This is a genomic window from Bradyrhizobium sp., assembly GCF_052389815.1.
Classification (GTDB): domain Bacteria; phylum Pseudomonadota; class Alphaproteobacteria; order Rhizobiales; family Xanthobacteraceae; genus Bradyrhizobium.
The window spans coordinates 21519-32969 of sequence record NZ_JBQTHN010000034.1; the positions used below are offsets into that span (position 1 = coordinate 21519).

Consider the following 11451-nt stretch of genomic DNA (forward strand, 5'->3'; position numbering starts at 1 on the left):
GGAAAACAGCCCGTTTCGGGCCGTTTTCCGGGTGTCTCTGAGTCCCTAACAAGTGGTGAATCCCCGAAAAAAGAAACCCCGGGACTCTACGTGCAGAATCGCCGGATGCTGGTTGCCATGAGAGCCAGCGTCCACAGCGCCTGCGCCTGCGCCCGTCTGCAGTTCACGCTGACGGTCGGGCTGCTGCTGGCCTGCGCGACCAATGTCGCCCTGGTATGCGCCTGGCTGTAGCGCACGCCATCGTTGCCTCATGGCTCGCCGATTGACGCAAGCCGCCAGCCGCCCATCATGCCAGGCAGGCCGGCGTCCCGGATGGCAGGCGCAGGGCGAAGCGGAGGCGGCGATGATCGAAGCGCTGAAGGACAGGGTCAACGGCGATGCCAGCCTGGTCCGGCGCGGCCGATACCTCACCACCACCTTCCTGCTGGAGGTCGGTCGCACGGCGTGGCTGATCCAGGTCTTCGAGGGGCGGATCGTCGCCGTGACACGAGGGCCGTTCGTGATGCCGTCCTCGGCCTTTGCACTGCGCGCGCCGGCCGAGGAATGGGAGAAGTTCTGGAGCGAGCGGCCGCCGCCGGGCTCCAACGACCTGATGGCCCTGATCAAGCGGCGGGTGCTGAAGACCGAAGGCGACCTGCAGGTCTTCATGGCGAACCTGCGCTACTTCAAGGAAGCGCTCGGCAAGCTGCGCGCGGGAGTTTCGGCATGAGCGCGCGCTTCGAGCCGATCGTCGGCCGCTACATGCATCTCGATCTCTTCGGCAGGCCGCACCGGATCTACGTCGAGGCGGCGGGCGAAGGCACGCCGCTGCTCTGCCTGCACACTGCCGGCAGCGACGGCCGGCAATATCGCGGCCTGATGAACGATGCGCGGGTCACCTCGAAACACCGCGTCATCGCCTTCGACATGCCCTGGCACGGCAAGTCCTCGCCGCCCGCCGGCTGGCACGAGGAGGAGTACCGGCTCACCTCGGCGCAATATGCGACCATGATCCTCGAGGTCATGAGCGCGCTCGAGCTTGAAAAGCCGATCTTGATCGGCTGCTCGATCGGCGGGCGCATCTGCCTGCACCTGGCGCTCGAACATCCGGATCGCTTCCGCGCCATCATCGGGGTACAAGCCGGCGCCCATGTCGATCCCTATTACGATCTCGACTTCCTGCACCGGCCCGATGTCCATGGCGGCGAAATGGCGGGCGCCATCGTCTCCGGCCTGGTCGGCCCCGGCGCGCCCGACGGCGAGCGATGGGAGACGCTGTGGCACTACATGCAAGGCGGCCCCGGCGTCTTCAAAGGCGATCTCTATTTCTACAAGGTCGACGGCGACATCCGCAGCCGCGTGGCCGAGATCGACACCAGGCGCTGCCCGCTGTTCCTGCTGTCAGGCGAATACGACTATTCCTGTACGCCGGAGGAGACGATGGCCGTGGCGAACAGCATCAAGGGATGCGAAGTCGCCATCATGAATGGCCTCGGACATTTCCCGATGAGCGAGGGTCCGCAGGCGTTCCTGCATTACCTGCTGCCGGTGCTGGAGAAGATCGCTGCCCGCTGAACTACTTCGGCCGCGGCGCCGGGTACTTGTCGAGGGTGGCCTGCATCCTGGCCACGGTCGCGCTGCAATAGGCTTCGCGCTCCCGGTTGAACCTCGCCTGATGGGCGCGGAATTTCTCGACGCGGGCCTGGATATCGCTTTGGTATTCGCTGCGCCCGGCGCGCAGCGCCGGCATCGAATTTTGCGGGGGCTTTTGCGGCTCGGGAACCGAAACCGATTCGGCGAGCATCGCCTCGACGTCGGGCAATCGGGTCGGTCTCACCGCCGGAACATCGCCTCGCGTGAAAATCTCGGCCTCGGGCTTCTTGCCCGTAACCGACTGCACAAAGGCCATCGTCTGCGCGATCAACAGATCGCGTTCCCGCATCCACTTCATATGACGCTACCCCACGCCACGCCCTCGCAATCATTCCAGCACAGGTTTTCCGGGAATCAAGGGCGCATCTTCCGCGCGGATACTGCAGCGATCGGTTTTTCGCGCAAGGTGATAAAACAGTGACACACAGGAGCTTTCGCCGGTGTCAGGTCACCGCACTATGTCAGCGACGGTGCGGATCGGTGTTCGGCACGAACGGCGCGCCGACGACACGTACGGGTGTCGAGTCGGCGAGATAGGCCGCCGGCTTCACCGCGGACGGCTGGGCCTCGGTCGAACCGAGCAGGGCAACGCCGGCGGCAACGATCGCGCTGACGGCCGTAACCGTGGCCAGCAGGACCATGTTGCGGCTTTCTTCACGGATTCGCATGCCGGGAAAACGCGAGGAGGCGGGAGGCGGTTCCCCGGAAGACCGGTCGGCCGCAGCCAATGGTGCCGGCTGAGGGCGCATCCGCGGGTTCGGCGTATCGCCCGTGTCAGTCTGCGCACCAACAAACGCCCGTTGCGCGGGTGGAGTGGGGATTGGCGCCGAAGGCGCGGCGTCAGGTAAATGCCATGACCGCGGCTAGGGCTAGAACACCTCCTGCGAGCGCGACGTACAAGAAGCCGTAAAACCACCTGTCGAACCGAACCAACTTCTCTGACATTTGGCCGGTCATGAAATCCGTAAATGGGTCGGACACGGCACCCTCCATACTGGAAGGCCTTGCATGGATTCTGATTTGCGAGTCGCCGTCAACCAATCGGGAATCAACAGGTGGCTTGGATAACCTACCTAAGGCTGTGAGTGGCTCTTGACTGGAACGAATGGTGCCGGCTGAGGGGATTGAACCCCCGACCTTCGGTTTACAAAACCGCTGCTCTACCGCTGAGCTAAGCCGGCTGCATGACTGGAATCGGCAACGAAAATCAGGCGCGAACGCCGTCGAACCGAGGCGTCGAATACCAGACTTGGCCTTAAAGAACCACCCTCGGCGGCTGCGATTTTCCCGTTGTGCGGGTTCGCAACCTCTGTGAATTTCCAACCCCAAGGGGTTGGGAAGAATCCGGAAAATGCGGACGCAGGACATCGACTATGCCGCCGATGGCGCGACCATGCGCGGCCTTCTCCTCTTCGAGGCCGGCGCGAGCCCGCGTCCGGGGGTGCTCGTGTTCCACGAGGGGCTGGGGCTCGATGATGCGCACGGCGCTCTATCACGCGCAGTCGGACCGGCGTTCGTGGGCGGCGATGCGGGCATTGTTTGAGGAAGTACTTGGCAAATAGGGTCAGTGCCGTTTGAATGCTGGTCCAACAGACGGTTTCGCCGGCACGAGCCGTCATTGCGAGGAGCGCCAGCGACGAAGCAATCCACTCTTTGGCAGCCATGGATTGCTTCGCTTCGCTCGCAATGACGGTGTGAGCAACGCATGTTCGGAATTCTGGGTCTCGGTTTCCTGCTCGGCATGCAGCATGCGCTCGAGGCCGATCATATCGCCGCCGTCTCCAGCATCGCCGCGCGGCGCAGCCGTGTCGGTGACATCGTCAGGCACGGGCTGACCTGGGGCCTCGGCCACACCCTGACCCTGTTCGTGTTTGCCGGCGTCGCCATCCTGCTCGGCCGCGCCATCCCGGAGACCGTCGCGCGGCCAATCGAAGGTGCCGTCGGCATCATGCTGATGGCCTTAGGCAGCCATGTGCTGTGGCGGCTGTGGCGCGACCGGGTGCATTTCCACCGTCACGGCCATGCCGACGGCACGGTGCACTTCCACGCCCACAGCCATGCCGGCGAGAGGCTGCCGCATGCTCGAGCCGCCCATGTTCACGCGCACGGTTTCCGCTGGCGGACGTTGCTGGTCGGCCTGATGCATGGCATGGCGGGTTCCGCGGCGCTGCTGGTGCTTGCGACGACGCAGGCCGCGAGCCCCGCGGCCGGACTCGGCTATGTCGCGCTGTTCGGCGTCGGCTCGATGATCGGAATGGGTGCGCTGTCCGCCGTGATTGCCGTTCCGCTTGCGGTTTCGGCGCGTTTCCTCACCGCGGCCAATCAAGCGCTGCAGGGTGCAGTCGGGATCGTCACGATCACCGTCGGCGTCGTGACATTTGCGGAGAACGCGCTCGCTTGAAACGGCGGGCCCGCAGCGGTTCCCGCGTTAACATTTCCTGATCGCACTCGCTCGCATTTGCCCGAGGGAAAATCCTTGCGCGTTAGGCTTACCTGCAGTTTCGCCCGCCGCCTTAACCCTTGGGCCCGTGCATTCGATTAGGTTGCGGCGAAACAAAGGCGGGTACAGGGAAATGCGCGCAGGCGTTGCACTGGCATTCTTGATGGCGATGACGTCGCAGGCTTTGGCCGGCGGCGGCTTCGAGATCGTGATTCCAGGCAAGGTGGGCGTGCCCGTGATCATCAATGGCGTCGATGCATCCTATGCGGTGGTCGAGGGCGATTGGGGTCTCCTGCGGGGTACGCACGTGGAGCCCACGGTCTACGGCGGCCGCTATGTCAATCCGGTGCCCAATGTCGGCCACTACTATCCCAGCGCGGGCCACATGCCCGGCTACGGCCGCCTCGAAGTCGAACCGCCAGCCAATCGCAAATTGCCGCCTGAAGCCGAAAGCTACTACCGCTCCTGGTCGGCGCAATCGACCCCACAGCTCGAGATCCCGGCCAATCCACCGCCGGTGATCGTCGCGCCGCAGATCGACTACGACTGGCAGCACGGCCGTCATCCGCGGCCGCGCCCGCATCCGCGTTAGTTCAACAGCATGATCCCGAAAAGTGGAAGCCGGTTTTCGGATCAGGATCATGCTCAATAAAGATCAGTGTAAGCCCACGCCAACGAGAAGGCCCCTACAGGAGAAAGTAATGCGTCATTTGATTTCAGGAGTTGTTGCGGCAGTTGCCGTCATGGCGGCGTCGCCCGCAATGGCGGCGTGCGGTTATTCGTCGTGTTCGCCGTGCGGCTATTCCTACAGCCCGTGCGTGCAGCCGCAGTATGTCGCCCCAGTCGCGACCTACAGCTATGGTTATGGCTGCGGCACCGGCTGCGGCTGGGCCGCCGCGCGGCTCGCCGAGCCCACCACCCAGTACTACTACGTCAACCAGGGTCCGACCTACAGCGGTCCGGGCGCCTGGGCGCCGCAGCCGGCTTACTACGAGCCGTCGGTGTCCGGCTGGAGCAACTACGCCCGTCCTTACAACTACGGTTATGTCGCGCGTCCGCGCTACTGGGGCCCGCGCGCCTTTGGCTATGGCTATCGCGCCTACCGTCCGTACGCCCACCGCTACGGCTATGCGCATCGCCATTATGGCATGCGCCACGCCGTGCCGTATCACTACGGCCGCCCGCTGCGCCGCTACTACTGATCTGATCGTAGCGTTTTCAAGCGAAGTGGGTACCGGTTCGCGTAAAGCAAACGCGTCAAACGAAGAGAGATCCGAGACAACGCCCGTTCGCGCTTCGCGAGCGGGCGTTCTTGTTTTTGTGAAGCTCTCGCCCCTCAGGATAAGGGTTTCCGTGGACCCGGAGGATGCTCCAGTCCGGGCGGAACCACGGGCAGGCGAAGTCATCGCAATGCGGTAGGCTCAAAAAGATAGCCGTGCTTCGGTTCGCAAGTGAATTAGTGGTCTCGTCAGATTGCATTTTTCGGGCTATGCGGCTTGAATCCGTCCTGGAGCCTTGGGGAGATGGGAAATGTCAAAGAGGTTCGCGCTGATCGGTGTTGGCGGTTATATCGCGCCACGTCATCTTGGCGCGATTCGTCATATCGGAGGTGATCTCCTTGTTGCGGTTGATCCCAAGGATTCCGTCGGGATCATGGACAGCTATTTCCCGCAAGCGGAGTTTTTTACCGAGTTCGAGCGGTTTGACCGTCACGTGGATCAACTGCGGCGGTCCGGGACGGCGATCGACTTCACATCGATCTGCTCGCCCAATTACCTGCACGATCCGCATTCGCGCTTTGCCCTGCGCTCCGGCAGCGACGCGATATGCGAAAAGCCGATCACGCTCACAACGGACAGCATAGATGAGCTTGCAGAACTAGAACGCCAGACCGGTAAGCGAGTTCTGACAATCTTGCAGCTCAGGCTGCACGACGCGATTCGTGCCTTGCGCGACAAGGTTACAGCACAGCCGAACAAGCGGTTCGCTGTCGATCTAACCTATATTACCTCTCGTGGCCGCTGGTACTACGAATCGTGGAAGGGCGACGAACACAAATCGGGCGGCGTTGCCACCAATATCGGCGTGCATTTCTTTGACATGCTGACCTTCGTGTTCGGCAAGGTGCGCTTGAACGAAGCCCATTTGCGCGAGCCTGCGCGGGCCGCAGGATTCATTGAATGCGAGCGCGCCGACGTGCGTTGGTTTCTGTCGATCGACGCGGCTGATCTGCCCAGGGGGCTGGACCCGGCCAAGCGGACTTTTCGGTCGATCACGATGGACGGCACTGAAATCGAGTTTTCGGAGGGATTTACAGAGCTGCACAACCGCTCTTATGAAGAGATACTTGCCGGCCGGGGATTTTCGCTCGCCGACGTTCGTCCATCAATTGAGATCGTTTCGGAGCTGCGTTCGATGGCCTTGAAATCTCGATCTTCGGATCGCGCCCACCGGATGGGCGCAGCATGACGCAGATGGGGGAGGATTCGCGCTTTCCGGGCGTGCTGATCCATGAAAGTTCCTACGTCGATGATCCGGTCGCGATCGGACCGGGTACTCGCATCTGGCATTTCAGCCACGTCCTTGGTCAAGTGACGGTCGGGGCCAATTGTACGGTGGGGCAAAACGTTGTGATTGGCCCTCGGGTCGCCATCGGCAACGGTTGCCGGATTCAAAACAACGTCAGCATCTATGAAGGGGTCACTCTCGAGGACGATGTCTTTTGCGGGCCTTCCTGCGTCTTTACGAACGTAGTCAATCCTCGTTCGTTCGTCAGTCGCAAGGCGGAATTTGCGCCGACCCTGGTCAAGAAAGGTGCCTCGATCGGCGCTAACGCAACCATCGTCTGCGGGCGGACCATTGGGCGATATGCCTTCATTGCCGCTGGCGCGGTGGTGACGAAGGACGTCGCGGACTTCGCACTGATGGCCGGCGTTCCAGCGCGGCGCATCGGCTGGATGAGCAAGGCCGGCATGCGTCTGAGCAGCGATCTCGTGTGCCCGCTCGATGGCTCCCGCTACGAGCTAGTGTCGGCCCAGGAGTTGCGTGCGACCTAGTTCCGCACCGTCCCGGACTGGCGCAAGGCGCTATTTCGGCATCAATCCCAGCCGGCTCGCGCCGACATAGAGCGCCAGCACGGCGGCGTTGGAGACGTTGAGACTCTTGATCTCGCCGGGCATGTCGAGCCGCGCCACCGTGGCGCAGGTTTCGCGAGTCAACTGGCGCAGGCCCTTGCCCTCGGCGCCGAGCACCAGCGCGAGCGGTTCGCGCAATTCGATCCTGGAAAGATCGTCCGAGCCCTCGCTGTCGAGCCCGACGGTGAGAAAGCCGCGTTCGTTCAGTGCGGTGAGCGCGCGCGCGAGATTTTGCACCAGCACCAGCGGCACCAGCTCCAGCGCGCCGGAGGCCGATTTCGCCAGCACGCCGGTCGCCTCCGGGCTGTGCCGCGCCGTGGTGACGATCGCCTTCACCGCAAAGGCCGCCGCCGAGCGCAGGATGGCGCCGACATTGTGCGGGTCGGTGATCTGGTCGAGCACCAGCACGATGCCTTCCTGCTTGAGCGTTGAGATGTCAGGCGAGGGCAGGGGTTCGGCTTCCGCCAGCATGCCCTGATGCACGGCATCCGGCCCGAGCCGCTGGTCGATCAATTGCGGGCGGACGATTTCCGGCGTCACGCGGGTGTCGATGTTTTCCTCCGCCAGCCGGCGAGCGGCGTTCTCGGTCAGCAGCAATTTGCGGATCTTGCGCCGGGGATTGGCCAGCGCGGCGGAAACCGTGTGCCAGCCATAGAGGATCGCCGGCCCGTCGCCGGAATCGCGGTCGCGCCAGGCGGGACGGGGGGCGGGTTTCCGGCCCTTTTCGAAGGATTTTCCGCCGCCCTTGCGGAACGGTGGCCTGCGGTCGCGGTCATTCATGCAAGGCTTGTGTCACGGGTTCCGGATTCTGGCAATTTGGGTGCGTTTGGAGCGATTTGGACCCCCTTTAGCCGTTTCCCTTGGTTGACTTTGCGGGTCCGCTTACCCATAAACGCGCCCGACCGCGCTCCGTTACGGCTGGCGCGGGCCCAGCGCCATACCGATGGTTCTGTCCGCCGCCACGTCTTGCGGACGAATTGCTGACGCTGTTGGGACGGGGGAGTGTCCCGAGTGGCAAAGGGAGCTGACTGTAAATCAGCCGCCTCATGGCTTCGCAGGTTCGAGTCCTGCCTCCCCCACCAGCCTTCGCTCGCTTCGCGAGCTACGGCTCGGCAGGCCAGCATAGGTCTATCCAACGCGAAGCGAGCGAAGGCTGCCTCGTCGTAGCCCGTAGGGCGAAGACGGGCTGATCGTTGTCTTGCGAGCTACGGCTCGGCAGGCCAGCATAGGTCTATCCAACGCGAAGCGAGCGAAGGCTGCCTCGTCGTAGCCCGTAGGGCGAAGACGGGCGTCGGCAATCCTCTTGCGAGCTACGGCTCGGCAGGCCCGGTAAACTCTCTCCAAAGCGAAGCGAGCGAAGGCTGTCTCGCCGAAGCCCGTAGGGCGAAGGCGGACTGGTAGTTGTCTTGCGCCTCGTGGCTGGGCAACCTAGCCAGGTCCGTCGTATGAATGCGCCCATGTCCTCCCCTCCCGATCCCTTCGAAATGCGGCGGCTGGAATCGCTGTCCAACACCATCTTCGGCGTGGCGATGACGCTGCTCGCTTACGACCTGCCGAAGACCGGCACGTTTGCGAGCCTGCCGGACTGGGCGGACCTCTATCGCCTCTACGCCGGCAAGCTGTCGGCGCTGGCCCTTTCCTTCATCATCGCCGGCCTGTTCTGGTTCAGCCATCACCGCAGGCTGGCGCGGCAGCCGGAGGCCGGCCGCGGCATCGTGATCCTCAACCTGCTCTTCCTGCTCTCGATCATCCTGCTGCCGGTGACCAACGGCCTCTACGGCAACTACCGCCTCTCCAGCGCGGTCGCCGTGCTCTACGGCATCCACCTGACGCTGATCGCCGGCCTCAATGCGCTGTTGTGGTGGTTTGCGAGGCGCGACAACTGGCCCGAGATCGCTGGCGCGATCTTCCCGGTGCTGGTGTTCGTGCCGGGCACCGCGGTCGCCGCGGTCTACCCGCAATATGTGCAGTATTTCTGGTGCCTGGCCTTCCTTGCGGTGCTGGTGCGCCGCTTCGTGGCGCCGCGAGGAGAGGGGGAGACGACGTAGCGGCGTTTGAACCCGCCGTGGCGCTGCGGCGACCAAGGCTGCGGAGAATCACCATGCTGGAATGGCTCATCATCGCAGCGGTCGTGATCGTGATTGCGATCCTGATCCTCGCCTATTTCGACCTTGCGGATGTTCTGGTCGACCTGATTACGTCGCTGGCGCAGCTGGCGGTCGCCGCCGTCGCGCTGACGATCACCTTGCTCGCGGCACTGCTCAACGCCGTGAAGCGGCTGCTGAAGAAGCAGCACAACGCAATCCTGCCCTGACCCAATGAAAAAGGCGGAAGGCTTTCGCCCTCCGCCTGATCTGTCGCGCCGTGCTCAAACGCTAGTAGCGCGCCGGGCAGTAATCCCAGAAGCCGGCACGGCGGTATGGATCGGTGTAGTACCAGCACATGCCCGGCGCGGGCGCCGGTGCCGTTGCGTAGGCGGCAGCGCCTGCTGCGGCGATGAAGCCGATGGCGGCACCGGCGGCGATCGCGCCGCCCGGTCCCCAGCGATACCAGCCTGGACGTGCCCAGCGCACGGCCGGGGCAGGGCGCACCACGGTGGCGCCGCGATAGCGATAGGCGCCGCCGCGCGGTCCGACCGCGACGCCGCGGCGCACGACGACGGCGACTTCAGTGACATCGGACGCGTCGTTGGCCTGCGCCTGCAGCGCGCCGGTCGGGGCGAGCGGCGCGGCTTGCGCCGGTGCGGCCGCTGCAAGAAGACCCGCCGCCGCGGACGCCGCGACGAGAAGGGAAGCCCGAAGTCGTATTGGATTAGCCATCAATTCCTCCGGCTCAATGTGATCGCCCTGATCGGGCGAGGATACGTCCGACTGCAACTCCACCCTCTAGCGCCGCGCAAAAGGCTAGGCGCAGGGAACCGCCTTGGCAAGCGTGCCGGGACGCGTGCCGGGACGCGCCGTCGTTGACGAAAAGGCGAGCCATTGCGTACGCGCGTCAACTTTCAGCCGCAGTTTCCGGAAAGGGGCTGCCGGGGATGAACAGCCGGATCGGCCTCACCTCGTAGACTGCGCTCGGATTGGCGCGGCGCAAGTGCCGTACCGCGTCGGCGGCCGCATCCTGATCGGGAAGATCCACGATATAGAATCCCAGCAGCTGCTCCTTGGTCTCCGCGAACGGCCCGTCGATCATCATGCCCTCGCCGGGCCCGCGCAGCGTGCGCGCCTTCACCGTTTCGCCGAGCCGGGCGGCGGGGCCGAGCTTGCCGACCTGGTTGAGCCGCTCATGGGCCTTGCGCAGGTTCGCCATCAGCGCGGCATCCTCGTCCGCGCTCCAGGAATTCACCTCGGCTTCCACGTGGTAGGCGAGAATGGCGTAGAGCATCGAAAACCCCTTCTATCCGTTCGATTCGCACAGGTGAAAGACGCCGCAACGGGCTCGAATCCGACACTCCGCCACCCCACGAAACCGAATTGAAACACGATTTCGCGGCAGATGGCATGAACGTGGCGAAGTCGGGGCACGACTGATGGGCAGAACGCAGTAACTGCGCAACGGGAGCGGATCATGTCACGGAAATCAGGCATCATCATCAGCGATACCGCCCGCGGGCTGGCTGCCGCCGACGCCGGTGGCGACTGGCACGACGTTCCCCGTCACCACCGCTATTACGGCAGCTCAGCCGTCAACGGCGGCGAGCGCATCGTCGAGCGCCGCAGCGGTTCGCCGGCGCGCGCTTTAAGGTCCAGCGGCTTCTGACCGCCATGACCGCCGCGTTCTACCTGCTGCTTTGCCTGCCGCTCTTGCTGTCGCTCGGCGTCCGCGGCGGAACGCCAAAGATGCTGGGTCTCGTCACCAGCGGTTTTGCGATACTGCTGAGCGTCAAGCCCTATGGCGCGGTGATGCCTTGGGCGATCGGAATGACCATCGCGACGGTTGGCCTCTTTGAGCGCTTTCGGCGATTTCCCGTTTGAACGATCTTGCTGAGGCGCGCGCCTCACACTCGTCATGCCCGGGCTTGACCCGGGCATCCATCAATCTTCACAAGATTCTCGCGAAGAAGATGGATGGCCGGGTCAAGCCCGGCCCTGACGAGGTAACAAGGACCCAAACAATGAAATCTCAACCCTTCGATCTCTCCGGCAAGGTCGCGATCGTGACCGGCGGCAATGGCGGCATTGGGCTTGGCATGGCGCGGGGGCTGGCGGATGCCGGCGCCGATGTCGCGGTGGTCGGCCGCAACGAGGC

At 63.9% G+C, this 11451-nt stretch carries 19 protein-coding genes and 2 tRNA genes; 15 read left to right on the forward strand and 6 right to left on the reverse strand.

The window, feature by feature from the left end; translation table 11 throughout:
* Window positions 1-117: 117 nt before the first annotated feature.
* From ACT4OC_RS07780 to ACT4OC_RS07790, 3 genes are all read left to right on the forward strand, one after another.
* Window positions 118-231, forward strand: a complete 114-nt coding sequence (locus ACT4OC_RS07780) for a glucose transporter (RefSeq protein WP_444838392.1) — start codon at window positions 118-120, stop codon at window positions 229-231.
* A gap of 112 nt (window positions 232-343) precedes the next feature.
* Window positions 344-709 carry a hypothetical protein gene (locus tag ACT4OC_RS07785; RefSeq protein WP_444838393.1) on the forward strand — a complete coding sequence of 122 codons (366 nt, stop codon included), beginning with the start codon at window positions 344-346 and terminating at the stop codon, window positions 707-709.
* On the forward strand, window positions 706-1554 hold the full coding sequence (locus ACT4OC_RS07790; protein ID WP_444838394.1) for an alpha/beta fold hydrolase: 849 nt from the start codon (window positions 706-708) through the stop codon (window positions 1552-1554). The genes ACT4OC_RS07785 and ACT4OC_RS07790 overlap by 4 nt, the downstream gene beginning before the upstream one ends.
* 1 nt (window position 1555) lies before the next feature.
* On the opposite strand, the gene ACT4OC_RS07795 is transcribed toward ACT4OC_RS07790, so the two are convergent.
* The 3 genes from ACT4OC_RS07795 to ACT4OC_RS07805 form a co-directional block, all read right to left on the reverse strand.
* On the reverse strand, window positions 1556-1930 hold the full coding sequence (locus tag ACT4OC_RS07795; RefSeq protein WP_444838395.1) for a hypothetical protein: 375 nt from the start codon (window positions 1928-1930) through the stop codon (window positions 1556-1558).
* Window positions 1931-2093: 163 nt separating this feature from the next.
* Entirely contained in the window at window positions 2094-2300 is a 207-nt protein-coding gene (locus ACT4OC_RS07800; RefSeq protein WP_444838396.1) for a hypothetical protein, read from the reverse strand.
* A 438-nt stretch (window positions 2301-2738) separates the two neighbouring features.
* Window positions 2739-2813 (reverse strand) — tRNA-Thr (locus ACT4OC_RS07805).
* Between the two features lie 170 nt (window positions 2814-2983).
* Here ACT4OC_RS07805 and ACT4OC_RS07810 point away from each other — a divergent pair.
* The 6 genes from ACT4OC_RS07810 to ACT4OC_RS07835 all read left to right on the forward strand — a co-directional run bounded on the left by ACT4OC_RS07810 (window position 2984) and on the right by ACT4OC_RS07835 (window position 7128).
* On the forward strand, window positions 2984-3175 hold the full coding sequence (locus tag ACT4OC_RS07810) for a hypothetical protein (protein ID WP_444838397.1): 192 nt from the start codon (window positions 2984-2986) through the stop codon (window positions 3173-3175).
* Window positions 3176-3337: 162 nt separating this feature from the next.
* Window positions 3338-4033: an urease accessory protein gene (locus ACT4OC_RS07815; protein ID WP_444838398.1), complete on the forward strand. Its 696-nt coding sequence runs from the start codon at window positions 3338-3340 to the stop codon at window positions 4031-4033.
* A gap of 172 nt (window positions 4034-4205) precedes the next feature.
* Window positions 4206-4664 (forward strand): hypothetical protein, encoded by a 459-nt coding sequence (locus ACT4OC_RS07820; RefSeq protein WP_444838399.1) that lies wholly within the window; start codon window positions 4206-4208, stop codon window positions 4662-4664.
* A gap of 109 nt (window positions 4665-4773) precedes the next feature.
* A complete protein-coding gene (locus ACT4OC_RS07825; protein WP_444838400.1) occupies window positions 4774-5274 on the forward strand; it encodes a hypothetical protein in 501 nt (166 codons plus the stop codon).
* A gap of 328 nt (window positions 5275-5602) precedes the next feature.
* Window positions 5603-6541, forward strand: a complete 939-nt coding sequence (locus ACT4OC_RS07830) for a Gfo/Idh/MocA family oxidoreductase (RefSeq protein WP_444838401.1) — start codon at window positions 5603-5605, stop codon at window positions 6539-6541.
* Entirely contained in the window at window positions 6538-7128 is a 591-nt protein-coding gene (locus tag ACT4OC_RS07835; RefSeq protein ID WP_444838402.1) for an acyltransferase, read from the forward strand. Before ACT4OC_RS07830 ends, ACT4OC_RS07835 begins: the two co-directional genes overlap by 4 nt.
* Window positions 7129-7158: 30 nt before the next feature.
* On the opposite strand, the gene rlmB is transcribed toward ACT4OC_RS07835, so the two are convergent.
* The gene (gene rlmB, locus ACT4OC_RS07840) at window positions 7159-7986 is read right to left on the reverse strand and encodes a 23S rRNA (guanosine(2251)-2'-O)-methyltransferase RlmB (protein ID WP_444838403.1); all 828 of its coding nucleotides are present in this window, start codon (window positions 7984-7986) and stop codon (window positions 7159-7161) included.
* 216 nt (window positions 7987-8202) lie between these two features.
* On the opposite strand from rlmB, the gene ACT4OC_RS07845 reads away from it, so the two are divergent.
* The 3 genes from ACT4OC_RS07845 to ACT4OC_RS07855 all read left to right on the forward strand — a co-directional run bounded on the left by ACT4OC_RS07845 (window position 8203) and on the right by ACT4OC_RS07855 (window position 9520).
* Window positions 8203-8288: transfer RNA gene (locus ACT4OC_RS07845), tRNA-Tyr, on the forward strand.
* A gap of 375 nt (window positions 8289-8663) precedes the next feature.
* Window positions 8664-9254, forward strand: a complete 591-nt coding sequence (locus ACT4OC_RS07850) for a TMEM175 family protein (RefSeq protein ID WP_444838404.1) — start codon at window positions 8664-8666, stop codon at window positions 9252-9254.
* Between the two features lie 53 nt (window positions 9255-9307).
* Window positions 9308-9520, forward strand: a complete 213-nt coding sequence (locus ACT4OC_RS07855; RefSeq protein WP_444838405.1) for a hypothetical protein — start codon at window positions 9308-9310, stop codon at window positions 9518-9520.
* Window positions 9521-9581: 61 nt separating this feature from the next.
* Here ACT4OC_RS07855 and ACT4OC_RS07860 read toward each other — a convergent pair whose 3' ends face one another.
* Entirely contained in the window at window positions 9582-10025 is a 444-nt protein-coding gene (locus ACT4OC_RS07860; protein ID WP_444838406.1) for a hypothetical protein, read from the reverse strand.
* A gap of 175 nt (window positions 10026-10200) precedes the next feature.
* Entirely contained in the window at window positions 10201-10587 is a 387-nt protein-coding gene (locus ACT4OC_RS07865) for a YciI family protein (protein ID WP_444838407.1), read from the reverse strand.
* A 183-nt stretch (window positions 10588-10770) separates the two neighbouring features.
* Here ACT4OC_RS07865 and ACT4OC_RS07870 point away from each other — a divergent pair, with 183 nt between their 5' ends.
* The 3 genes from ACT4OC_RS07870 to ACT4OC_RS07880 form a co-directional block, all read left to right on the forward strand.
* Window positions 10771-10962, forward strand: coding sequence for a hypothetical protein (locus tag ACT4OC_RS07870; protein ID WP_444838408.1), 192 nt, complete (start codon window positions 10771-10773; stop codon window positions 10960-10962).
* A 5-nt stretch (window positions 10963-10967) separates the two neighbouring features.
* Window positions 10968-11177, forward strand: a complete 210-nt coding sequence (locus ACT4OC_RS07875; RefSeq protein ID WP_444838409.1) for a hypothetical protein — start codon at window positions 10968-10970, stop codon at window positions 11175-11177.
* Window positions 11178-11317: 140 nt separating this feature from the next.
* Window positions 11318-11451: SDR family NAD(P)-dependent oxidoreductase (locus ACT4OC_RS07880; RefSeq protein ID WP_444838411.1), on the forward strand; the 134-nt coding region annotated here is incomplete at its 3' end.